Source organism: Salinicola sp. 4072, assembly GCF_036663415.1.
Taxonomy (GTDB): domain Bacteria; phylum Pseudomonadota; class Gammaproteobacteria; order Pseudomonadales; family Halomonadaceae; genus Salinicola; species Salinicola salarius_A.
The window spans coordinates 22,719-45,171 of record NZ_JAXOVV010000004.1; the positions used below are offsets into that span (position 1 = coordinate 22,719).

General features: G+C 61.6%; 18 protein-coding genes and 1 pseudogene. 7 read left to right on the forward strand and 12 right to left on the reverse strand.

Translation table 11 applies throughout. The features are described 5' to 3' along the window. The first annotated feature begins 90 nt into the window (after positions 1 to 90). Positions 91 to 1,295, forward strand: a pseudogene (locus R3F72_RS04725) (ISL3 family transposase). A 90-nt stretch (positions 1,296 to 1,385) separates the two neighbouring features. Here the strand turns inward: R3F72_RS04725 and R3F72_RS04730 are convergent. Then, a complete protein-coding gene (locus R3F72_RS04730; RefSeq protein ID WP_332779023.1) occupies positions 1,386 to 2,300 on the reverse strand; it encodes a LysR family transcriptional regulator in 915 nt (304 codons plus the stop codon). Positions 2,301 to 2,416: 116 nt separating this feature from the next. On the opposite strand from R3F72_RS04730, the gene R3F72_RS04735 reads away from it, so the two are divergent. Both R3F72_RS04735 and R3F72_RS04740 read left to right on the forward strand, forming a co-directional pair. After that, on the forward strand, positions 2,417 to 3,298 hold the full coding sequence (locus R3F72_RS04735) for an alpha/beta fold hydrolase (protein WP_332779024.1): 882 nt from the start codon (positions 2,417 to 2,419) through the stop codon (positions 3,296 to 3,298). 7 nt (positions 3,299 to 3,305) lie between these two features. After that, complete coding sequence (locus R3F72_RS04740; RefSeq protein ID WP_332779025.1) at positions 3,306 to 4,388, forward strand: tartrate dehydrogenase; 1,083 nt, start codon at positions 3,306 to 3,308, stop codon at positions 4,386 to 4,388. 95 nt (positions 4,389 to 4,483) lie between these two features. Here R3F72_RS04740 and R3F72_RS04745 read toward each other — a convergent pair whose 3' ends face one another. The 10 genes from R3F72_RS04745 to R3F72_RS04790 all read right to left on the reverse strand — a co-directional run bounded on the left by R3F72_RS04745 (position 4,484) and on the right by R3F72_RS04790 (position 16,793). Continuing rightward, entirely contained in the window at positions 4,484 to 5,272 is a 789-nt protein-coding gene (locus R3F72_RS04745) for a PEP-CTERM/exosortase system-associated acyltransferase (protein ID WP_332779026.1), read from the reverse strand. Positions 5,273 to 5,320: 48 nt separating this feature from the next. Beyond that, a complete protein-coding gene (locus R3F72_RS04750; RefSeq protein ID WP_332779027.1) occupies positions 5,321 to 8,131 on the reverse strand; it encodes a bifunctional diguanylate cyclase/phosphodiesterase in 2,811 nt (936 codons plus the stop codon). Beyond that, the gene (locus R3F72_RS04755; protein ID WP_303855036.1) at positions 8,131 to 9,297 is read right to left on the reverse strand and encodes an outer membrane beta-barrel protein; all 1,167 of its coding nucleotides are present in this window, start codon (positions 9,295 to 9,297) and stop codon (positions 8,131 to 8,133) included. Before R3F72_RS04755 ends, R3F72_RS04750 begins: the two co-directional genes overlap by 1 nt. A gap of 13 nt (positions 9,298 to 9,310) precedes the next feature. After that, entirely contained in the window at positions 9,311 to 9,709 is a 399-nt protein-coding gene (locus tag R3F72_RS04760; protein ID WP_303855034.1) for a hypothetical protein, read from the reverse strand. A gap of 565 nt (positions 9,710 to 10,274) precedes the next feature. Further along, positions 10,275 to 11,441, reverse strand: coding sequence for an alpha-hydroxy acid oxidase (locus R3F72_RS04765; RefSeq protein WP_332779028.1), 1,167 nt, complete (start codon positions 11,439 to 11,441; stop codon positions 10,275 to 10,277). Between the two features lie 92 nt (positions 11,442 to 11,533). Next, entirely contained in the window at positions 11,534 to 12,457 is a 924-nt protein-coding gene (locus R3F72_RS04770; protein ID WP_332779029.1) for a dihydrodipicolinate synthase family protein, read from the reverse strand. 63 nt (positions 12,458 to 12,520) lie between these two features. Continuing rightward, the gene (locus R3F72_RS04775; RefSeq protein WP_087719037.1) at positions 12,521 to 13,642 is read right to left on the reverse strand and encodes a mandelate racemase/muconate lactonizing enzyme family protein; all 1,122 of its coding nucleotides are present in this window, start codon (positions 13,640 to 13,642) and stop codon (positions 12,521 to 12,523) included. Between the two features lie 71 nt (positions 13,643 to 13,713). Then, the gene (locus R3F72_RS04780; RefSeq protein WP_087719038.1) at positions 13,714 to 15,222 is read right to left on the reverse strand and encodes a tripartite tricarboxylate transporter permease; all 1,509 of its coding nucleotides are present in this window, start codon (positions 15,220 to 15,222) and stop codon (positions 13,714 to 13,716) included. Between the two features lie 78 nt (positions 15,223 to 15,300). Beyond that, positions 15,301 to 15,780, reverse strand: coding sequence for a tripartite tricarboxylate transporter TctB family protein (locus R3F72_RS04785; protein WP_087719039.1), 480 nt, complete (start codon positions 15,778 to 15,780; stop codon positions 15,301 to 15,303). A 32-nt stretch (positions 15,781 to 15,812) separates the two neighbouring features. Beyond that, positions 15,813 to 16,793, reverse strand: a complete 981-nt coding sequence (locus R3F72_RS04790) for a tripartite tricarboxylate transporter substrate binding protein (protein ID WP_332779030.1) — start codon at positions 16,791 to 16,793, stop codon at positions 15,813 to 15,815. A gap of 331 nt (positions 16,794 to 17,124) precedes the next feature. On the opposite strand from R3F72_RS04790, the gene R3F72_RS04795 reads away from it, so the two are divergent. Beyond that, positions 17,125 to 17,853 (forward strand): GntR family transcriptional regulator, encoded by a 729-nt coding sequence (locus R3F72_RS04795; protein WP_087719041.1) that lies wholly within the window; start codon positions 17,125 to 17,127, stop codon positions 17,851 to 17,853. Between the two features lie 365 nt (positions 17,854 to 18,218). Here R3F72_RS04795 and R3F72_RS04800 read toward each other — a convergent pair whose 3' ends face one another. Next, on the reverse strand, positions 18,219 to 20,003 hold the full coding sequence (locus R3F72_RS04800; protein WP_332779031.1) for an IlvD/Edd family dehydratase: 1,785 nt from the start codon (positions 20,001 to 20,003) through the stop codon (positions 18,219 to 18,221). Between the two features lie 374 nt (positions 20,004 to 20,377). Between R3F72_RS04800 and R3F72_RS04805 the strand changes: the two genes are divergently transcribed. The 3 genes from R3F72_RS04805 to R3F72_RS04815 all read left to right on the forward strand — a co-directional run bounded on the left by R3F72_RS04805 (position 20,378) and on the right by R3F72_RS04815 (position 22,388). Then, the gene (locus R3F72_RS04805) at positions 20,378 to 20,818 is read left to right on the forward strand and encodes a hemerythrin domain-containing protein (protein WP_332779032.1); all 441 of its coding nucleotides are present in this window, start codon (positions 20,378 to 20,380) and stop codon (positions 20,816 to 20,818) included. A gap of 203 nt (positions 20,819 to 21,021) precedes the next feature. Further along, the gene (locus tag R3F72_RS04810; protein WP_332779033.1) at positions 21,022 to 21,717 is read left to right on the forward strand and encodes an SDR family oxidoreductase; all 696 of its coding nucleotides are present in this window, start codon (positions 21,022 to 21,024) and stop codon (positions 21,715 to 21,717) included. Between the two features lie 86 nt (positions 21,718 to 21,803). Next, on the forward strand, positions 21,804 to 22,388 hold the full coding sequence (locus R3F72_RS04815; RefSeq protein ID WP_332779034.1) for a lipocalin family protein: 585 nt from the start codon (positions 21,804 to 21,806) through the stop codon (positions 22,386 to 22,388). Positions 22,389 to 22,453 lie beyond the last annotated feature (65 nt).

Genomic DNA, 22,453 nt, shown 5'->3' on the forward strand with positions numbered 1-22,453 from the left:
GACTAGCGTGAAAGAGGGAGGAGACGGCAGCCAGAAAGGTTAAGGTTGTGTTCGCCAAAACATAGCCCACACCCAACCGCTGCCGTCACCATGGATGCTAGTTTGCTTGCCCTCTTCTGGGAAGGCTTCGAGCTGGATCGATATGAACTGCTCGATACCCACAGCCTGCTTGTTACCCTTAAACCAGACCCCGCCCGGTCTCCTCGCTGTCACCGCTGCGGACAGGCGTCTACGCTCATCCACGACACGCATCGCCGCCGCGTTCGTGAGCGCGATCTGTTCCAATATCGAGTCTGGTTGGACGTACCCGTCCGCCGGGTGCGTTGTCGCCAGTGCGGCCCGCGTCGCGAACGTATCGATTGGTTGATCGGTCGCCAGTCGCTGACGTGCGCCATGGTGAACTGGGTGAAGCGTTGGTTCGTCTGATGCCGGTCAAACACGTGGCTGAACTGTTGGGACTGCACTGGCATACCGTCAAGGCGATCGACTATCGACGTCTGCAACGCGAGGTGCGGCCTGTCGACCTGAGTCGGGTGCGTCGCCTGATCATGGACGAGTTCGCGCTATTCAAGGGCCATCGCTACGCCACGGTGGCGATCTGCGCCGATACGCAGCAGGTGCTATGGATCGGAGAAGGTCGCAGCCGTGCGGCAGTACGCCCTTTCTTCGAGTGGTTGGGACCGAAGGGTTGCCAGCAGATCGAAGCCGTCGCCATGGACATGAACACGGCGATGGATCTGGAGGTACAGGCCAATTGCCCCAGAGCACGCGTGGTTTATGACTTGTTTCATGTCATTGCCAAGTTTGGACGCGAAGTCATCGATCGCGTACGCGTGGATCAAGCCAACCGGCTGCGAGAAGACAAACCGGCTCGGCGCGCGGTGAAGCGCTCTCGTTGGTTGCTGCTGCGCAACCCCGAGAACCTGGGCGAGGAACAGGCAAACGAGTTGAAGGCGCTGCTGGAACTCAACCAGCCACTGATGGTGGCTTATCTACTGAAAGCCCAGCTCAAGGAGCTCTGGTATGCCCGCAACGAGCGAGCCGCCCGCTGGCGCTGGACGCGTTGGTTCAACCTGGCACAGGCAAGCGGGCTGGCTCCCCTGGTGCGATTTGCCCGCATTCTGAAGCCCTATGCGGAGGGCATCATTGCCAGTGCCACGTATCGACTCAATACCAGCGTACTAGAAGGCATGAACAACCGGATCAAGGTCATCAAGCGAATGGCCTACGGTTACCGGGATAACGCTTACTTCTTTCTGAAGATCAAAGCCGCGTTTCCCGGTAAAGCGCGATGAACCATTTTTTTGTCCGCGATTTGCTCGCCCTGGCTACTCGTTGCTGTCGCTTGCCTCTTCCCTGTCGACCAGCCCTTCCGGTAGCCGCCTTCAGGGCAGCGCAGGCACGCGGCCGGCCATCTCCGCGGTCATGAAGTCAACGAATTGCCGGATCCGCGCACTTTCGCGGGCCCGTTCGCTGTAGAGCAGATGGAAGTCCGCACGGATTCCTCGCCACTGGGGCAGCAGAGCCACCAGCTCGCCGCTCGCCAGATGCTCGTGGACATCCCACCAGGAGCGCAGCAGCACGCCGTGGCCGTCCAGCGCCATTCGCGTCATGGCTTCGGCATCATTGCTGGCAAGCCGGCCCTGGACTCGAATGGCGCGCTGGAGTCGCGTGCCATCGGTGGCCTCGAACCGCCACAGCGAATAGTCGGTATCGTTTTCCCGCACGATCAAACAGCGGTGGCGGGCCATGTCTTCCAGCCGTTCGAGCCGGGGCGCCTGTGCCAGATAACCGGGCGCGGCGCAGAGTATCCGGCGATTGGCGAGCAGCCGCCGGGCGATCCAGCGGGAATCCGGCGGGTCGCCAACGCGGATGTTGATATCGAAGCCCTGCTCGTCGAGCCCCACCGGAAAGCTGGTCAGCTCCAGCAGCAGTTCCAGCCGCGGGTGGCGCTCGGCGAAGCGCGAGATCAGCGGCGCCACGTGTCGGCGTCCGAAGCCGAACGTGGCGTTGATTCGCAGCCGACCCGAGAGCATGGCGTCCTGGTCTCCCAGCGAGTTTTCCAGATCGCCCAGATCGTCGAGGATCATCGCCCCACGCCGCAGGTAGCGCTCCCCTTCCGCCGTCAGCGCCAGACGCCGCGTCGTCCTCGCCGCCAGCGATACGCCCAGCCGCGCCTCCAGCTGCTGCAGCCGCTTGCTCACCGCCGACAGGGAAAGCCCGAGTTCCCGGGCGGCGCCCGTCAGGCTGCCGGCCTGGGCGATGCGCTGGAAGAAAGCGAGATCGTCGATCGAAGCCATCGGATTCTCCACTTCAAGGCAATAGTCGATTCGATTTTACCCGGATTATCCCGCGCCAGTCAGTGGCTACACTGACGCTAAAGCTAGCCAGAAGCCCATTCACCGAGGCCAAGCCAATGTTCGATGGATTTCGCGAATTCGATATCGATGTAGAGGACGGCATCGCCATTCATGGCGTAGTCGGTGGTGAAGGCCCACCGTTGCTGCTACTTCACGGGCATCCTCAGACGCATGTCATCTGGCATCGCATCGCGCAGCGTCTCGCCGAACGCTACACCGTGATCGCGACCGATCTGCGCGGATACGGCGATTCCAGCAAGCCCGAGGGCGACGAGCAGCATCTCAACTACAGCAAACGGCGGATGGCGCAGGATCAGGTCGCGGTCATGCAGGCGTTGGGGTTCGAGCGCTTTTTCCTCTGTGGCCACGATCGCGGCGGACGTGTCGCGCACCGGTTGGCACTGGACCATGCAGAACGGGTCGAAAAATTGATGGTGCTGGATATCGCGCCGACCCTGGCGATGTACGAAGGCACCGATCTCGCTTTCGCGACCGCCTACTGGCACTGGTTCTTCCTGATTCAGCCCAAGCCGCTGCCAGAGTCATGGATCGAAGCCGCACCGGGGGATTACGTCACCCGCATCATGGGTAGCCGTCACGCCGGACTGGGGCCTTTCGACCCACAAGCCATTGCCGAGTACCAGCGCTGCCTGACGTTACCCGGTGCGGCGCACGGGCTCTGCGAGGATTACCGCGCTTCACGCACCATCGACCTGGAGCATGATCGCGCCGACCGCGATGCCGGCCGGCATCTTCGGGTGCCACTGGCTGTGTGGTGGGGTGAATTCGGCACCATCGAACGCTGCTTCGACGCTCTCGCCGAATGGCAAGCAGTCTCCCAGGACAGTGTCGAGGGTGGCACCCTGCCCTGCGGCCACTACCTTCCCGAGGAAGCGCCGGATGCGGTCTTCCAACAAATCATCGACTTCATGAGGTAAGTCACCCATGGCCCAGAACAAGACTCACAGGATCGCCGTCATCCCCGGCGACGGCATCGGTACCGAGGTGGTACCGGAAGGTCTGCGCGCGCTGGAGGCTGCCGCCAAACGTTTCGATATCGATCTCGAGTTCGAGCATTTCGAGTTCGGTAGCTGCGACTACTATCTGGAACACGGCAAGATGCTACCGGACGACTGGTTCGAGACACTTTCGCGCTTCGATGCGATCTTCTACGGCGCGGTGGGCTGGCCGGAGAAGGTGCCGGATCATGTCTCGCTGTGGGGCTCGCTTTTGCAGTTCCGGCGTCACTTCGACCAGTACATCAACCTGCGGCCGTGCCGCCTGATGCCGGGGATCAAGAGCCCGCTGGCCGACCGCGAGCCCGGCGATATCGACTTCTATGTGGTACGCGAGAACACCGAGGGCGAGTATTCGAGCATCGGCGGCAAGATCTTCGAAGGCACCGACCGCGAGACGGTGATGCAGGAGACGGTGATGACCCGCACCGGGGTCGACCGGGTGCTGAAATACGCCTTCGAGCTGGCCCAGGGCCGGCCGCGCAAGAAGCTGACCTCGGCGACCAAATCCAACGGCATCTCGATCACCATGCCGTATTGGGACGAGCGCGTGAAAGCGATGGCGAAAAGCTATCCGGACGTCAGCGTCGACCAGTTCCATATCGACATCCTGACCGCCAACTTCGTGCTGCATCCGGACTGGTTCGATGTGGTCGTCGCCAGCAACCTGTTCGGCGACATTCTTTCCGATCTCGGCCCGGCCTGTACCGGCACCATCGGTGTCGCGCCGTCGGCCAACATCAACCCGGAAGGCAAGTTCCCGAGCCTGTTCGAGCCCGTCCACGGCAGTGCCCCGGACATCGCCGGCAAGGGTATCGCCAACCCCATCGGCCAGATCTGGTGCGGCGCGATGATGCTCGAACATCTCGGCTACAAGGAAGCCGGCGACGCGATGGTCAGCGCCATCGAGGCAGTGCTGGCAGGCGACGACAAGTCCGCGCTGACACCGGATCTGAAGGGCAAGGGAACCACCCGCAGCCTGGGCGAGAAGATCGCCGAGGCCATCGGCTGAAACGAAACGGCGACGGCGATCTACATCGTCGTCGCCGTGACACAAGCGTCATGCCGGCCGGGGTTGGAGGCCCGCCCCCGTGGCTCGGGTCGCGTTCAGGAGCCGGCGTACTCGGCCACGGGAGAACGGCCCTGGACGGCGCCCTGTACCGGCTCGTCGAACTGCGCCGACAGCGAGCCGACGATGTCGCGATAGAATGCCTGCAGCTCCGGCTTCAGCGCCCCTTCCGCCTGGTGCTGGTCGATGTAGTAAGCCGCGCGGACGCCGTTGAACTGCTGAATGTTGCCGACTCGCAGAAATGCCAGCCCGAAGCGACCCAGCAGCCTGGCCAGCCTCGGCTCCATCAGCGCCAGCGCATGGCGGCGCTCCATCAGGCCGATCATCACGGTCGAGGCCAGATAGACGGAAACGCCCAGCAGGGAAGCCACCTTGTAGTCATGGTCGGTGCGCGGGTAGATCGGCCCTTCGTTCTCGGGTACGGGTTCCGGCATCGGCTGCCGCTTTCGGTAACGCCCCAGAATGGCGACGCGCGAGACCTCGCAGGTCAGGTCCCGGGGAAGGAGATCCGGGTTCAGTTCGGCATGACAGAATTCGCCGCGCGAGTTCGATTCGATCGGCAGTTCATGAAGACCGTGACCGGAGCCGGGATAGATGACGCGGATGCAGGCGACGGGTTCCTGCGTTGCACGGTGGCGGATGAAGCAGTGCAGCGCCGAGCGATCGAATTCGTCATATTCCAGCTGCCGCTCGGGCTCTCCCGGCATGACATGACCGAACTCGGACGTATAGACCTGATAGCGCAAGCGATAGACGTACCGTTTATCGGCTTCCGAGGTTGCCAATACGAATTCGAACTGCTGATGAAACTGATCGTACAGACTCATCCCAATGTCCCGTATTCAAGCCAATGTCCCGTGGTCAAGATAGCGTCGTCAGTCATCAAGGCTTTCGCTAAAAGGTCGGGGCTTACCCAGCCAGTATCCCTGTATATAATCCACGCCGTACTCTTTCAGAATGTCATAAACAGGTTCCCGATCGACGAACTCCGCGACGGTCTGTTTGCCGAATCCTTTCGCGATCTCGACGATGGCCTTGACGATCATTTGACTACGTTTATTTTCCGGCAGGTCCCGAATAAAGGAACCGTCGATCTTGATGTAATCAATAGGCAGCTGGTCCAGATAGTAGAAACTACTGAAACCGACGCCAAAGTCATCCAGGGCTATTGCACATCCCAGGTCCCGAATGTTCTGCAGGATGCAGCGAGCCGTGGCGAAGTCGGTGACCGCAGCGGTTTCCGTGACTTCGATGACCAGTCGATGAGCAGAGACGCCGTTCATCTTCAGCGCATTTTCGAGGAACCCCGTCAGCGCTTCGTCGTGCAATGACTGGCCCGACACGTTGACGGCCAGCCGGCGATCGGCGTCATCCCAGGCTCCCATCATCTTCAGACTTTCCGAGATGACCCAGCGATCGATGCCGACTATCTGGCCACTTCGCTCTGCAACCGGTATGAACGATCCCGGCGAAACGACCTCGCCCGTATCGGAGGGACGCATGCGCAACAGGACCTCGTGATGCTTCACCTTCAGACCGTTGACGCTCGCGATGGGCTGGCCCCAGAGTTCGAAGCCATCGTGCTCCAGCGCGTGGCGAATGCGCTCTTCCCAGTAGACCCGCTCCTGAAGTACCTCTTTGTCCGTCTGTGCCGACAGGAGATGCCAGCGCTGCACCGGATCTTCCTTGGCCCGATACATGGCGAAATCGGCACTCGCCATCAATTCCTTGGGCGTGGCGCCGTGATCCGGATACAAAGCGATACCTATACTCGCAACGGCCCTGTGCTTATGTCCATCCACATCGAGACTGATTTTTTCCAGACTCTGGGTAATGATATTTGCCAATATGACGGCCTGCTCGGCGGAGGCATTTTCCATCAAAATGGCAAATTCATCGCCGCCTAACCGGGCAATCGTGCCGGCATGACTGAGTTGTCTCTGGAACATCTCGGAAACGAGCACCAATAGATCGTCTCCCGCCTGATGACCGCCCAGTTCATTGATTTCCTTGAAGCGATCCAGATCCATGTAGAGCATGGCACCATGCATGTCACGAACGACGGCATGCGCCAGTACGCCCTCGAAATAGCTTCGATTGTAGAGCGCTGTAAGAGGGTCTCGATTCGCCAGCCAGGAAATTCTCTGCGCCGCACTTTTTCGGTCGGTAATGTCCAGCCCTACGGATATCGTTGCGGGTTTGCCATCGGCCCAGGTATTCAGCGGCGTATGGTGCCAGGCAATCGTTCGACGCGTTCCTTTCAGGGTGACCAGGTCACTCTCCTGCTGCCCACTATGAAACTCTCTTGCGAAGGGCTGAAACGTCTTCGCAAAGGAGCCGCCTACCAGTCTGGATTCGGACGCATCGAGCATGTCCGCGGCGTAGCGATTCGCCATCAATATCTCGTCGCCACCATGGACGACGACCAGAACCTGGGCGGTATTCATCAAGCCGCTGACGAGATCCCGTTCACGCTCCAGCTCCACGACCTGCTGCTCGAGCAACTCTCCGCGGGCAGTGACTTCGCCTTTCAGCCGCTCCAGCTGGTAGGAGAGCTCGACGGCAGTATCCGCGAGGACATCGATTTCATCCTTGGGCTTTCCTTCGGAATGACGCGATACCTGCGATCTCAGTTCCGCGAATTTTCCTCTCGCCAGCCCGGGGAGGGCCTGACTCAGCGTTCGTATTCGAAGCGTGGGTTTCCATAAAAGGAAGAGCAGGAAAGCCTCGGAACACAACCACCCTGCCAGGGCAACGAAGAACACCATTCCGGTAGTTTCCTGGATACCCTTCAACTGCGCGGTGACGTCCTCGACGGATACGAAATAGCCTGACCGGCTGGCGCCGGCCTCTTCTCCGCTCTCGAGGGGAATGACGCTCGTCTCGTACTGGCGCCCGCCGTACTCGATATCTTCCGGGCTGGCGATCAGGGCGTCGATCGACATCCGGCGCGAAACCTCCTTGAGGACCGGCAGCACGATGTCCTGATGCGTCAGCGCCAGCGAATAGGCGCTCCATGCCGGTATGACGCGCTCGGAATTTCCGAGAATATCCCCGCCTTCTTGTCGACTGAGCAGTGCGATGTCGTCTCCCGAACTTTTCTGGAAATAGCTCATCACATCCACGAGCGATCGGGACAACATCAATACGCCGGCATTTTCCCCCTGGACGAGAATGGGCACCGCCGCAAACTGAAGGCAGGAGTTGGCACACAGCAGGAGATCCTGCGGCTGTTCGGACTCGACGACTTTCGACAGCCACGCCCGGGACGGCCGTTTATCGTTACCGTCGTTGTCTTCTCCATAGGCGGCTACGGGTTCGCCTTCCAGGCTGAAGATGACCAGCTCGTCGATCCCCGCATCCAGCTGCAGCGTAGGCCACTGGTTCCGGAGAGATTCCGAAATCGCGGTCTGGTTCAGCGACAGCAGGGCGTCATTGAGCGATTCGGAAGAAGCCGCGACAGCAGCCAACTGCTTCAGCTCGTTGGCGGCGCTCTGCAGAGATGTCTCGATCTGGTGGCGCTGCTCTCGCTGGTTGGCCTGCTGATGGGTCTGAAACTGCTCCGTCAGACTCTTGTAGCTGATCCACGTGATGAGGACTGCCAGCCCGAGCAGTATCAGGCTGGTCAGCGCGAAAGCCCGCCATTTCAGGCTGAGTCGATAGGGACGAGAATTATGATGTGACATCAGAAACTGAACGAGGTCTGCAGCAACAGCATGTTCCAGTGCTGTTCGGTATTGTCGTCGTCATTGTCCTGCCTCGGCAGCCAGGCCGTACCATCGACATGATGAACTTCCGCTTGAATATTCCAGCTGGGAGTCACTCGCCAGTGCACGCCCGCCGTCACGTCCTTGGCAAATCGCGAATAGTCCTGTCCTTTACCGGACGCCTCGAAGCGCTCGCCATCCCGGTCGTTTCTGTCGCTAACGGCATAATCGTATCTCAACAACCATTGCCAGCGGCTGGATAGCCGGTACAAGTACTGAACATAGACACTTTCTCCATTCACTCTTCCATTGTAGGAAGAGACTGGGGAGTCCTTCAGTTCCTTGCGCTGATATTCGTACTCCGTCGTCAGGCTCCAGTTTTCCGCGTTGTACTGGAAAGACAGAATCATTGGCTGGAAAATGAACTCGCCTTTCTCCTGCCGCTCCTGCCTGGACTGATAATCGGCCCTCACCCGAGCCATGCTCAGTGCCACGTTGATCCGACCGCCATCATGGGCGTAGAGCACTTGTCCGATCGAAGAGAGCTTGCCGTCCAGCGAAGGATTATCGGGAGACAGGGAGATTTCGGCGTCACTATTGACCTGAGGCATGCCGACACCGCCCTGGATATAGAGGGTACCGTTGGAGAACCGCTCCTCGTCGTAAATACTCAGCCCGTCCGAAGCCAGCCCTAAAGAGCGGCTTCTATCGAAGTAGATGGATTGGGGAAGCAGGATGCTGGGGCGTGTCGACGGGGCATCACGTGTCTGGTTATAGAAGCCAAACGGATTCTTGAATCTTCCCAGCTGTATTCCGAATGCCCTTTCTTCATCGGCGATCAACTGATAATCCACGACACCGTAATCCAGTTCAGGCTGCCAGGCGTCTCCGTAATTGCCGGCTTTCCGGCTCAACACCTGACCGGCGACCAGGACATGGCTAAAAGGACGAAAAGAGGCGTTGAGCCCCAGTTCGGTATATTCCAGGCTGCCGCCATCGTCACTGCTGGGACCGAAGAAGTCGTTGTGATCGGTCACGATGAGCGCCTGGCTCATGAAGCCATGAACCTGAAAGGTGTCCGCCACGTTCATCGCATGAGCGCCAGCGGCCCCTATCGTGGTGACTACAGCCTGAGCGGCGATCAAGACACGCTTCAATCTATTCAATATCGAGCACCCGAACCTGATCATTCAGGCTTGATTGTTGGATATAGCCGATGCTGCCAGGTGTGGAGACGATAGCCTCGAGCATCTCGGTTTCATCGTCGACTTCGTTGGGGGCCTGCCCGGTCCCGGAAAATACTGCGCGGTCCCAGGCCAGACGGAGCTGGTGCGGGTAGACTCCCAGTATCTTTTTGGAAAAGTCTTCGTGGACCGGATTATCGTCGAGCAAGACATAGACATGCACCGCTTGTCCGTCTGGCAGCGTTCTCTGCCGCATCGCGAATATGGCTCTGAGCGTCTCTAGCGGCAAAGCGGACTGGTGCACGGTTCGGTTGGCGATGACGAGCGTCGCGGGCTCATCTGCGAGGCTGCAGAGAGAGACGAGAACGAGCATGAGCAACAGACATCCGGTCAGCCCCCTCCGCATGCGTCATGACTCCCTGACTCTGCTGGTGTCGTTGCGGTTTTCAAGGATGATCTCCGACCCGAAATCGACTCAGTCTCGGAAATACCGAACGACAAAACTTCGATTCAGCGCCCTGCGTGGCAGATTGGAAAGTCTGTAATGTCGATAATCGCATCAAGAGCGATCCCTGATCTTTACTAATAGGCTGATAGTTTTCGATTTCAATATCATGGCACCCGCACCACTGCCAATAGTACCCGTCCCCGTAATAGACGAGTATTGCCTCATCCACGTATCGCCATATCGGATAAATGTATTTTTCAACGTAGCATAATGCCACAATTTACCCCTCGATCATGTTAATCGATGATATTTACTGAGGCCCGCCAAAAAGATAGGGAACCCAGGAAAATCTCGGGATTTGCCTGTTAAATCGGCGAATAAAGGTCAGATAACGTCAAAACCGGCCAATGGAGAGAGTTTACCGCACAGTAATGGCTTGGATTTTATTTGTAACGACAGGTAATTCAAGGCGGCAAGTTTCAATTGCCGCCTAGCGAACTTCCCGCAGCCGGCTCTTATCCATCTGCTGGATTTCCGTGATGCCGAGAAGGGCCATATCCCGCGCAATTTCCTCCCGCATCAGACGAATCGCATGCTCGACGCCGGCTTCCCCGGCATAGGCGGCCGCGTAGTTGAAAGGCCTGCCGAAGAAGACGAATCGCGCACCCAGCGCGAGCGCCTTCAGCACATCGGTACCGCGCCGGAAGCCGCTGTCGATCATGACGGGATAGTCGCCGACAGCCTCGACGATATCGGGCAGTGCCCGTAACGGGGCGATCGTGCCATCCAGCTGCCTGCCGCCGTGATTGGAGACGATGATGCCATCGGCGCCGTGATCTCTGGCACGTTTCGCATCTTCGGGGTGCAGGATGCCCTTGACGACCAGATTGCCCGGCCAGCGTTCCCGTACCAGTGCGAGATAGTCCCAGTCGAGGTGGGTGCGTCCCGAGAAGTCGCGATTGACGTTCCGGGAGATGACCGGAATGCCTCGGGTCGCGTGATTGTTCTCGAAGTGGGGAATGCCTTGGTGGCGAAGCGTCTTGTAGAAGGTGCCGTAGAGCCAGCGGGGCTTGAGCAACCCATCCAGTGCCAGGCGGGCACTGGGACGAATCGGCGACGAGAAGCCGCTGCGCCGGTTGTTGTCGGGGTTGGGCGGCACGGCGTAGTCGACGGTGATGACCAGGTTACGAAATCCCGCTCGCTCGATGCGCTCGATCAGCGCTTCGATACCGGGCCGATCCCCCGGCAGATAGGCCTGGAACCAGTCGCTGCCGTCGATCTTCGCCACTTCTTCCATCGGGATCAGCGACGACCCGCTCATGATCATCGGCACCTCGGCCCGCGACGCCGCGCGAGCCAGCGCCAGATCGCCGCGATAGGCCGACAGCGCGCTGATCCCCATCGGGGCGATGCCGAACGGTGCGGCATAACGCGTGCCCAGCAGTTCGGTCTCGAGCGAGACGCGGGAGACATTCCTTAGCGCCCGCGGCACGAAGCAGTAGTCATCGAAGGCCGCGCGGTTGGCGGCCAGGCTCTTGCCCTCTTCCGCCGCGTTGGCGACGTATCCGTAGATCGGCCGGGGAAGATGGCGCTTGCCGGCGCGTTCGAGATCCAGGAAGTTGCGAATACGGGACAGGCGGCGTTGTTGGCGCGTCACGAATGATCCTTACGCGTGGAAAAGGGAGATCGGTTATACATAGGCGATGTCAGGCTTTGTACGAAAAGTCGGCGAGCGATGCCGGCAAGCCGTCATCCCTTCAGCCCCGGCATCGCGAAGTCGACCCCTGCCAGCGTTGTCAGCAGCCTGTCGCGCTGGCCGTCGTCGAGCGAGACCAGCGGCGGCCGCAGGCGGTCCCAGGCGGGATCACCGCTGAAATGCGCGGTGGCGGCCTTGAGCGCCGGAATCATCGGCACGCTCTCGAAGATATCGCGAATCTCGTTCAACGCCTGCTGGCGCGCATCGGCGTCTTCCTCGCGCCAACTGGCGCCCAGCGCCGAGATCGCGCGGGGATTGACGTTGGCCGTGGCGCTGATGCAACCGGCGCCGCCGGCTCGCAGTGTGGGCAGCAGGAAGCGTTCGCTGCCCGCGTAGACGCGAAATCCTTGCTGGCCGAAGGCGTCGATCACGGACTGGGTGTTGGCCCAGTCGCCGGAGCTGTCCTTGATTCCTGCCACGACCTCGGGGTAGCGCTTCAGCAGCCGCTCGATCAGCCCCAGCCCGATCGGCACCTGCGCCACCGGCGGAATATGGTAGAGGTAGAGCCGCAGCCGCTCGTCGCCGACCCGCTCGATCACCTCGCTGTAGAACCGGAACAGCCCCTCCTCCGAGACGCCCTTGTAGTAGAACGGCGGCAGCATCAGCACGCCACCCACGCCCTGGCTCACGGCATGGCGTGTCAGGGTCACGCTATCGGGTATCGAACAGCAGCCGGTACCCGGCATCAGACGGCTCGTGTCGAGCCCCGCCGCGACCAGATGATCGAGCAGGTCGAGGCGCTCCTGCACCGACAGCGAGTTGGCCTCGGAGTTGGTGCCGAAGATGGCCAGCCCGACATCGTTGGCCATCAGCCAGCGGCAGTGCTCGACGAAGCGCGCGGCATCGGGAGAGAGATCATCGCCAAACGGCGTGATGACCGGAGAGAGTACGGTACCGCAGGGCGCATTCGACGACATGAACACAGACCTCTTAATAGAGAATGGTGATGGGATCGGTCATGACCCCGCGGCTATCGAGCTTCAGGACCAGGGCTCGACGGCGTAGCGCGACAGCGCCTCCTCGTCGAAGTCGAATCCCAATCCCGGCGTCTGGGGTAGATTCAGCCGTCCGTCGTTGAAGGTCAACTGCGTATCGATCAGCCTACGGAAGTTAAGCACCTGATCGTCGGCGAAAAATTCGACGAAAGGCGCATTCGGCGTTGAACCGACCAGATGCACGTGTAGATCGTGGAACCAGTGCGGGCAGATCTCCACGCCGTAGCTGGCCGCCGTGGCCGCGATGCGACGGAACTCCGTCACCCCGCCACAGACTGCCGCATCGGTCTGCAGGATCATCGCCGCCTCCTTGTCCAACAGTTCCTTGAAGCGCCAGCGACCGGCTTCGATCTCGCCGGTTGCCACCGGGATCGGCGTGCGCTCGGCCAGGCGGCGATGGTTGTCGATGTCGTCCGGGCTGAACGGCTCCTCGATCCAGTAGGGCGAATAGGGCTCGGCCATGCGCGCGAAGGCCAGGGCCGAAGGAAGATCGCGCCAGGCATTGTTCGCATCCATCATCAGCAGAACGTCGGGGCCGATCGCCTCGCGAACCGCCGCCAGCCGCGCTTCTTCACCAGCCAGATCTTCGCGCCCCACCTTCATCTTGACCGCCTTGAAGCCCTTCTCGACATAGCCGGTCATCTCTTCCGCCAGCCTGGCCGGCGTCTTGCCGTCGAGGTAATAGCCGCCGCTGGCGTAGGCCGCCACGCTGTGCTCGTCGCTGGCGCCGAGAAACTTGTAGAGCGGCAGGTTGGCGGCGCGGGCGTTGCGGTCCCACAGCGCCACGTCGAGGATGCTCAGCGCCCGCATCACCGAGCCGGTGCGGCCGTGCAGCAGCCCTTCCTGGTACATCTCCTGCCACAGCCCCTCGACGCGATGCGCGTCCTGCCCTATCAGCACCGGCTTGAGCAGGTCGCGTACCGCCTGCGTCACCAGATGGCCGGCGTTGTTGCCGCCGTAGCAGAAGCCGATACCGCTGATGCCGTCGTCGCCGGTCACCTTGACCAGCGCGTAGTCGCGCTTGAGCACCTGCCGGTTGGAAAAGCTGGTCGGATTATCCAGCGCGACGTTGACCGTTCGCGCCTGCACATCGGTAATTCTCGTCATCGGTCATCTCTCCAGAATAGGGGTTAACCCGGGCGTGATGAATCCACGCGTCTTGAATCCAGGCTCATGAATCAACTCTGTTTCAGGCGGCGCTTGAGCGGCAGACGCAGCCAGCGGAAGAACGGTGTCGCCTGCAGGATCGAGAGCAGCGCCAGAATCAGCAGCACGGTGGCGATGGGGCTTTCCAGGAACACGCCGAAGCTGTCGTTGCCGATCAGCATCGACTGCTGGAAGCTGGTCTCCATCACTGGCCCCAGGATCAGGCCGATCACCATCGGCGCCGGCGACACTCCCGCCTTGCTCATCCAGTAGCCGAACAACCCGAAGCCCAGCATCAGCCCGACATCGAACAGGCTGTTGTTGATCGCGAAGGCACCGATGATGCACAGCGTCAGAATCGCGCAGGCAATGAAGCCGTCAGGAATCTTGGTCACCGAGACGCTCATCTTGGTGAACGCCAGCCCCACCACCAGCAGCGCGATGTTGGCGAGAATCACCGCCCAGATCAGGGTGTAGGTGACGTCGCCGTAATCGGTGAGCAGATTGGGGCCGGGCAGGATGCCCTGCACCATCAGCGCACCGAGCAGGATCGCGGTGGAAGAGCTCCCCGGGATCCCGAGGGCGATGGTAGGAATCAGCGCACCGCCAACGACCGCATTATTGGCGGCCTCCGGCGCGGCGACGCCGGCAATCTCTCCCTTGCCGAAGCGGCTCTTGTCCTTGGCGAAGCGCTTGGCCTCGTTGTAGGCGAACCAGCTGGCGGTATCACCACCAGTGCCGGGAATCAGCCCCACGACGATACCGATGCCGCTGGAGCGCAGGATGTTGGGCATCAGCTGCTTGATGGTGCTCCAGCGTGGCATCAAGCGGTCGGTGATACGGCTCGCTACCTTGTTGCCCCGGTGGGAGTTCTCGATCAGCGTCAGCGCCTGGGGCACCGAGAACAGCCCGATCAATGCCACCGTGAAATCGATCCCGGCGAACAGGTTGATCTGATCGAAGGTCATGCGTGGCGTACCGGTCGTCAGGTCCATCCCCACCGTGCTGAGCAGCAGGCCCAGCCCGCCCGAAAGCAGGCCGCTGATCACCGACCCCTGCGCCAGCGAACCGATGATGGTGATGCCCAGTACGGCAATCGCGAACAGCTCGACCGGGCCGAACTCGAGCACCAGCGTGCCGAGCAGCGGTGCCGCCGTCAGCAGCGCGATGCCGCTCATCAGCCCGCCGAAGAACGAGGCGAACAGCGAGATCCCCAGCGCCTGGCCCGCCTTGCCCTGCTGCGAGAGCGGGAAGCCGTCGAGCACGGTCGCCGCCGCCGAGGGCGTGCCGGGGGTACGCAGCAGAATCGCGGCGATGGAGCCGCCGTAGGACGCCCCAACGTAGAGCGAAGCCAGCATGCTCAGCCCGGTCGCCGGGTCGAAGCTGAACGTCAGCGGCAACAGCAGGGCCAGCGCCATCGTCGCCGACAGCCCCGGCATCGCCCCGACGAACAGCCCCAGCAGCGTACCGCCGAGGATGCAGGCAATGTTGTTGAAGCTGAGCACGTTGGTCAGCCCGATCATCACCAAAGAGGAATCCATGCGCGTCTACTCTCCTGCGCTCGAACCGAGCGTCGTGGCCGCCAGTGCTGGCGAGGGCTTACCAGTGCTGGCGAAGACTCAAAGAAAGCTCGGCAGCAGCGGGATCGGCAGACCCAGGAACTGCACGAACACCAGGCACACCATGGCGATCAGCACCGCACCGGCGATCAGCGCGAAGGACCACTTCACGGTGCGCAGAATCGCCAGCGCCAGGGTCATGAATAGCGCCGTGGCCAGCACGTAACCGAGCGTCGTCATCGACGCGACATACCCCACCGCCAGCAGGAAGATGGTGACGACCGCCGCCCAGCGCTTGGGCGCCGGTGGTGCCTCGTCCGCTTCCCGGTCGGCTGGCTCGGCGGCGCTGCCGCCAGTGGCCGGCGCGCGACGCTGTAGCCGCAGTTCGCTGGCCACCATCGCCAGCGACAGCAGCCCGACGGCGACTGCGTAGATCATCGGCATCTGGGCGGCGGCGCGGGGGTAATCGCTGGCATCGAAGAAGAAGACGCCGGCCACGACGATGCCAAACACTCCCAGCAGCAAACGACTGACGTTCATGGCGTCCTCCTCGTCGGGTATCGATCGGCCACTCAGCGACCGACCTCGTCCTTGACCGATTCCCAGATGCCGCGGTAATCGCTCTCCATCTGGTCGATCATGGCGCGGTAGTCATCGCCAGTGACGACATCGAGATTCATGGCTCGCTTTTCCGCCTGGGCCTGGAAGTCGGGCTCCTGCGCCAGCGTCTCGAACGCCTCGATCAGCTGTTGCCGAGCCTCTTCCGGGATATCCGCCGGCGCGCTGTAGCCCCGCGAGGAGCCCGCCACCACGTCCACCCCTTTCTCCTTCATGGTGGGCACGTCCGGCAGGCTGGACAGCCGCTTCTCGGCGAACACCGCCAGCGCCCGAAGGTTGCCGGACTCGATCTGCCCGTAGACGTTGCCCACGTTGTTGAAGCTGGCATCGATCTTGCCGCCCATGGCTGCCGTCGCGGACGGGCCGTCGCCCTGGAACGGCACCTTCTTGAAGGAGAGCCCCTTGGCCTGCTCGAGCAGGATGGTGGTGAAGAAGTCGTCGCCGCCGACGCCGGAATTGCCGATGGTCACCGTACCCGGGCTCTGCTCGGCGGCCTCGAAGAGACCCTCGATGGTCTGGTAGGGGCTATCGGCACTGACGACGACGATGCCCGGATCGGTCACCACGTTGGCGATCGGCGTCATCTCGTCGGTCTTGTAGGTGATGGCATCGTTCATGATGTAGTTGGTCATCAGCATCGGCGTGTTGGTGATGCTGATGGTGCTGCCATCGTTGGGCGACTGCTTGGCCAGCCTCGTCCAGGCGACGGCCCCGGTGGCGCCGGGCATGTATTCGTTGACGAAATCGACGCCGAGAATTTCGCTCAGGCGCGGCTGGACCAGCTGAGCCAGGGCATCACTCCCGCCTCCCGGCTTGAATCCTTGCAGAACGGTGACTTCATCGCCTCCCACGTAATCGGCGGCTTGCGCCAGGGGAGACAGGCTGATGGCGACGGCGGTGGCCGTCAGCCAGTGGCGAAGGGCTTTGGCGTGCATGATCGATTCCTCTCTGACGGAGTCTGTTTGTCGTTGTCTTACCTAGCCTTGTCTTGCCTACTCTTGTCTTACCTACTCTTGTCGTGCCAAAGAGAACGTATTAATTTATCGATCAGATTGTCAATAATATTGCCGCCAATAGAGACTAAAGCAGTAACGGCGTACAAAATGGTCCTAAAGGGCGCGAAATCGCCATCATTCGGCGAACGGCCGTGGCAGAATCGATTCTGCAACCGGCGGACTGACCAGCGGCGGCGCTTGCTCCTTGCCTGCCCTGCTGAAGACAATGGCCAACCGGGTGACGGGAATACATCGTGACGGGAACACATTCATGCCAAAACGGGACAACGCCAAACCGAGCAGCACCGACACGGGCCGATACCTCGTCGACGAGCAAGCCGCGACGGTCGCCGAAGCGGCCAGCGTGACCGATATCGTGTCGGCCATAGAAGAAGACATCGTGCTCAATCGCGTGCATCCGAAGGAGCGGCTGGTCGAGGAAGACCTGATGCAGCGCTTCGCCGGCAAGCGCCACGTGGTGCGCCAGGCGCTGTTTCAGCTCGAGAATGCCGGCCTGGTGGAGCGCATCAAGAATCGCGGCGCTTTCGTCAAATCCTATACGCCGGAAGAGGTGGAAGGGATCTACGTCATGCGCGAACTGTTGGAGGAGGCCGCCGCGGATCGCATACCGATGCCGGCGCCGCCCTCGCTGATCGAGGCGTTGACCGCCATCCAGTCGCGACACAGCGCGGCCGTGGAGAGCGGCGACCTGCGCGCGGTGTTTCATCAAAACATCGCGTTTCACCGCACGCTGTTCGCCGCCTGCGGCAACGAGTATCTCGCCGACACCATCAACGAATTCGCCCAGAAGGCACATGCCATCCGCTTCATCGGCACCACCGACCGCCAGTCCATCCGGCTGGCCCGCGACGAGCATCTCGCCATGATCGACGCGCTCGAACGGCAAGACCGCGCCGAACTACATCGCCTCTGCTACCAGCATCTCCAGCCCTCGAAGGAGCGCTACCTCCACCTCTACCGCCTCCGGGAAGGCGGCTGATGCAGGTAGTCAGCCTTAGAGGCTGAAAAGCCCCGTGCGTCGCCAGAGCCACCCCAAGCGCCTCTCAAGACCGTACTGGACGATAATCGCCAAGCTGGGTCTTGCGACAGGGATGTCGCAAGAGGCATGCCGGGACAGGGATGTCCTTGCATGCCGACCCTAAGCGCAGCGATTGATCGGCCAGGGTTTCACGGTCTTGTGGCGCGAAAAGAGGGGGAGCGGCGAGGGGGCGAGCGTTAAGCCCCCTCGTCATGACCAGCAATAGATCAGTCAGGATCTCAACAGTTGTACGCTCTCCTTGCAGGAATACGTTGTCTTGGCAAAAGGATTTTTCATCGACCTGACGACCGCGAAGCGGCCCGGTGTCACTTCGGCACACGCCGCTGAATGTTCGGCGGCCGCAGGAAGGTGAAGTCGCAACCCTGATCCGCCTGGGTAATCTGCTCGAGAAACAGCTTGCGATACCCCCGCTCGGCGGTCAGCGCCACCGGTCGCCAGCCTTCCCGGCGCCGGGCGAGTTCTTCGTCGTCGACCAGCAGCTCCAGCCGGCGCTCGCTCACGCTCAGGCGAATCCGGTCGCCGTTCTCGACCAGCGCCAGCGGCCCGCCGAGGGCGGCTTCCGGCGTCACGTGCAGCACGATGGAGCCCGCCGCCGTGCCGCTCATGCGGCCGTCGGAGATCCGCAGCATGTCGCGCACCCCTTGCCGCGCCAGCTTGCGCGGGATCGGCAGGTAGCCCGCCTCGGGCATCCCCGGTGCGCCGACGGGGCCGATCCGCTTGAGCACCAGGACGTCCTCTGCCGTCACGTCCAGCTCCGGGTCGTCGATCCGTGCCGCCATGTCTTCGGCGTCCTCGAACACGACGGCACGCCCTTCGTGCTCCATCAGGCGGGCGTCCGCGGCCGACTGCTTGATGATCGCGCCGTCGGGGGCCAGGTTGCCGCGCACGAACGCGATCCCGCCGGCGTGATAGAGCGGCGTATCGAAGCGATGCACGACCTGCTGCTCGAACACCGGCACCGCGTCGATCTCTTCCCCCAGGGTGCGTCCGGTCACGGTCATGGCATCCAGGTGCAGCAACGGCTTCAGCTCGCGCAGCACCGTCGGCAGCCCGCCGGCACGATGCAGGTCTTCCATGTAGTGCTGACCCGAAGGCTTGAGATCGACCAGCACCGGCGTCTCGCGGCTCATGCGGTCGAAGGCGGCCAGATCGATATCGATGCCCATGCGCCCGGCGATGGCGGTCAGGTGGATGATGCCGTTGGTCGAACCGCCGATCGCCAGCAGCACCCGCAAGGCATTCTCGAACGCCTTCTCGGTCAGGATCTTGTCCGGGGTCACGCCAGCCCGCGCGTTGATCACGGCCTGCCGCCCCGTCGCCTCGGCGACGCGCATGCGGTCCGCGGTCACCGCCGGCGGCGAGGCGCTGCCCGGCAACGCGATACCCAGCGCCTCGCTGATACACGCCATGGTGCTGGCCGTCCCCATCACCGAACAGGTACCGACGCTGCCCACCAGCTTGGCGTTGACCTCCTCGATCTCCTGATCGTCGATCTCCTGGCCGCGATACATGCCCCAGTAGCGACGGCAGTCGGTACACGCCCCCACCCTGACGCCACGGTGGCCGCTGGTCAGCATGGCGCCGGTCACCAGCTCGAGCATGGGCAGATTGGCGGAGGCCGCGCCCATCAGCTGGGCGGGAACGGTCTTGTCGCATCCGCCGATGAGCACCACCGAGTCCATCGGCTGGGCACGGATCATCTCCTCCGTATCCATCGACATCAGGTTGCGCAGGTACATGCTCGTCGGGGTGGAGAAGCTCTCGGCGATCGAGATGGTGGGGAACTCGATCGGCAACCCGCCTTCCAGCATCACCCCGCGCTTGACCGCCTCGATCAGTTGCGGCGCGTTGCCGTGGCAGGGGTTGTAACCGCTGCCGGTATTGACGATACCGACGATGGTGCGATTGAGCGCATCGTCGCTGTAGCCCGCGCCCTTGATGAACGCCTTACGCAGAAACAACGAGAAGCCGGCATCGCCGTAGTTCACTAGCCCCTGATTGAGTCCCGTCTGCCGTTCGTCGTCCGGCCCTTCGTTTCGATTGTCGGGTTGATTGCCGTGCCGGTTGCCGTCATGAGAGTCGTTAGCCATGTCATCCTCGTCGCCATAATTATTGATAATATTATCGACGTAAGTAACCACAGTTGACGAAGCAATGACATCCGACTTAAGCCGCAGGCTCTCGTCGCTCGGCCACTTGAAAGCAAGCCGGCTACCTGCGGACGGATTTAGGTTTTGTCTGAAAAGTCGTCGAGCGAAGGTCAGACAAGGCAAAAATCGGCGAAAAGACGGAGTTTACGCGGTGTAAATGAGTACTTTGAGCCGGTTTTTAACGCCGTATGGCCGAGCGCAGGCAGTTTTCAGACAAAGCCTAGCAGACGCCGCTATATCGCCTAACCTTTACCCAGGCTAATGCAACGTTCATTCGCCCACGCTAACAGGATCGTGACACAAGGATGAGAACCATGACGCTTTTCGAAGACCTGCGTGCAAGCCATGACAAGCAGCGCCGTCTGCTCGACCTGCTGGTCAAGACCCATGGCGACAGTGAAGGCCGCGACGAGCTTTACATACGTCTGCGTGCCGAGCTGGAGAATCACGCTGCTGCGGAAGAGCGCGCGCTCTACATTCCGATGATGGAACACGACATGACGCAGGAGAAAGCGCGCCATAGCGTGGCCGAGCATCACGAGATCGACGAGCTGCTGGAAACGCTGGAAGCGACCGAGTACGACTCTCCCGGCTGGCTGGCCAGCGCCAAGAAGCTGCAGCACCTGGTCACGCATCATCTCGACGAGGAAGAGCAGGAAGTCTTCCAGTTGGCGGGGCGCGCCCTGGGGGATTCGGAAAAGGCCTCCCTGGCCAAGACCTATCGCCAGGAAATGGAAAGCCGCGAAGCCAGCTGACGGCGCGACCGGTCGGTCTCGATCAGCCTATCTCGACCGGCCTGGCTCGACTACCCTATTTCGACCAATCTGTTTCAGCCAACCTGTCTCAATCACTCTGTCTCAATCACTCTGTCTCAATCACTCTGTCTCAACCAACCTCACGCGACCGCCCGCGGCCATCGGTGGGCGGTCATCTTCGATCAGGACGAAAGGATTCGACGATGTCTCACGACAAGGTCATTTTGATCACGGGCGCCTCGAGCGGTATCGGCGCGGCGACCGCCAGGCTGGCGGTCGAGGCGGGATATCGCGTTGCGCTGGCAGCGCGTAGCACGGACAAGCTCGAGGCCCTGGTGGCTTCTCTCGGGGAGGAGCGCGCCCTGGCGCTGAGCTGCGACGTCACTTCAGCCGAGGATCAGCACCGGGCCGTCGAACAGACCCTTGCCCGTTTCGGCCGTCTCGACGGGCTGTTCGCCAATGCCGGCATGGGCGGCACGCCGGGAGGCTTCAGCGGGGCCGATGCGGAGGTATGGAAGTCGATGATACTGACCAACGTCTACGGCGTCGGCCTGTCGATCCAGGCAGCGCTGCCGGCCCTGCGCGAGAGCCAGGGCCATGTGCTGCTGACGGGCTCGGCCGCTGGCCGCACCACCATCGCCGGCTCGATGTACAGCGCCACCAAGTGGGCGGTCACCGGCATCGGCCACAATCTCAGAGAGGAACTGCGCGGTTCGGGGATTCGCGTCACCCTGATCGAACCCGGCATGGTGGACACCCCGTTCTTCGACTCGCCGCCCGAGCAGGCGCTGGAAGATCAGGATATCGCCAACGCCGTGATCTATGCGCTAAGCCAGCCGGAGCGCGTCGATGTCAACGAGATCCTGATTCGACCGACGCCACCGCGTGACAAGACTTGAAAGCCGTGACGCTGTCACATCGACAGCAAATGCAACTTTTTCTCATCGGGAAACTCTCAGCAACAGCCGAAAAAGGAAGGACCTTCATGTTGTTGCCGTCGAGACTCCCGCATTACCCGCGCCTGACCTGGCTGGCGCCGTTCACGTTGCTGGCCGGTTGCACGGGCGTGCCCGAAGGCACCCAGCCGGTCAGCGACTTCCGGATCGATCACTACCTGGGCCAGTGGTACGAGATCGCTCGACTCGATCACGGCTTCGAGGAAGGGCTAGAATGCGTCACGGCGGAGTACAGCCGCCGTGACGATGGCGATATTCGGGTCATCAACCGCGGCTACGATCCGGCCGAACAGCGCTGGGAAAGCGCCGAGGGTCGGGCCAGTTTCGTCGGCGACCCCGATGTCGGCCATCTCAAGGTCAGTTTCTTCGGCCCGTTCTATGCCGGCTACAGCGTGCTGGCGCTGGACGACAGTTATCAACATGCCCTCGTCGCCGGCCCGGACCGAGACTACTTGTGGATACTTTCGCGGGACCCGACCCTGGACGCCCCCACCTACACCGCCCTGGTATCCCGGGCGCGTGAGCTGGAGTTCCCGGTCGACGAGCTGATCCAGGTCTCCCAGGATCCAGAAGCCTGCCAGCGAACCGAGGATGTCGGCGAAGCGCCCGGTTGATCCGTTCCGAAGCCGCCGCCTCGAGACGCACCCGTCTTGAAGCTCATGCTTTGGTCGACGTCGAA

Excerpts from the sequence above, each read along its gene's own strand:
- R3F72_RS04785 (WP_087719039.1), bottom strand. The coding sequence starts at position 15,780 with ATGAACGTCAGTCGTTTGCTGCTGGGAGTGTTTGGCATCGTCGTGGCC.
- R3F72_RS04760 (WP_303855034.1), bottom strand. The coding sequence starts at position 9,709 with ATGCTCGTTCTCGTCTCTCTCTGCAGCCTCGCAGATGAGCCCGCGACG.
- R3F72_RS04805 (WP_332779032.1), top strand. The coding sequence starts at position 20,378 with ATGACGCTTTTCGAAGACCTGCGTGCAAGCCATGACAAGCAGCGCCGT.
- R3F72_RS04745 (WP_332779026.1), bottom strand. The coding sequence starts at position 5,272 with ATGAGTCTGTACGATCAGTTTCATCAGCAGTTCGAATTCGTATTGGCA.
- R3F72_RS04730 (WP_332779023.1), bottom strand. The coding sequence starts at position 2,300 with ATGGCTTCGATCGACGATCTCGCTTTCTTCCAGCGCATCGCCCAGGCC.
- R3F72_RS04815 (WP_332779034.1), top strand. The coding sequence starts at position 21,804 with ATGTTGTTGCCGTCGAGACTCCCGCATTACCCGCGCCTGACCTGGCTG.
- R3F72_RS04810 (WP_332779033.1), top strand. The coding sequence starts at position 21,022 with ATGTCTCACGACAAGGTCATTTTGATCACGGGCGCCTCGAGCGGTATC.
- R3F72_RS04770 (WP_332779029.1), bottom strand. The coding sequence starts at position 12,457 with ATGTCGTCGAATGCGCCCTGCGGTACCGTACTCTCTCCGGTCATCACG.
- R3F72_RS04790 (WP_332779030.1), bottom strand. The coding sequence starts at position 16,793 with ATGCACGCCAAAGCCCTTCGCCACTGGCTGACGGCCACCGCCGTCGCC.
- R3F72_RS04740 (WP_332779025.1), top strand. The coding sequence starts at position 3,306 with ATGGCCCAGAACAAGACTCACAGGATCGCCGTCATCCCCGGCGACGGC.
- R3F72_RS04800 (WP_332779031.1), bottom strand. The coding sequence starts at position 20,003 with ATGGCTAACGACTCTCATGACGGCAACCGGCACGGCAATCAACCCGAC.
- R3F72_RS04795 (WP_087719041.1), top strand. The coding sequence starts at position 17,125 with ATGCCAAAACGGGACAACGCCAAACCGAGCAGCACCGACACGGGCCGA.
- R3F72_RS04735 (WP_332779024.1), top strand. The coding sequence starts at position 2,417 with ATGTTCGATGGATTTCGCGAATTCGATATCGATGTAGAGGACGGCATC.
- R3F72_RS04775 (WP_087719037.1), bottom strand. The coding sequence starts at position 13,642 with ATGACGAGAATTACCGATGTGCAGGCGCGAACGGTCAACGTCGCGCTG.
- R3F72_RS04750 (WP_332779027.1), bottom strand. The coding sequence starts at position 8,131 with ATGTCACATCATAATTCTCGTCCCTATCGACTCAGCCTGAAATGGCGG.
- R3F72_RS04780 (WP_087719038.1), bottom strand. The coding sequence starts at position 15,222 with ATGGATTCCTCTTTGGTGATGATCGGGCTGACCAACGTGCTCAGCTTC.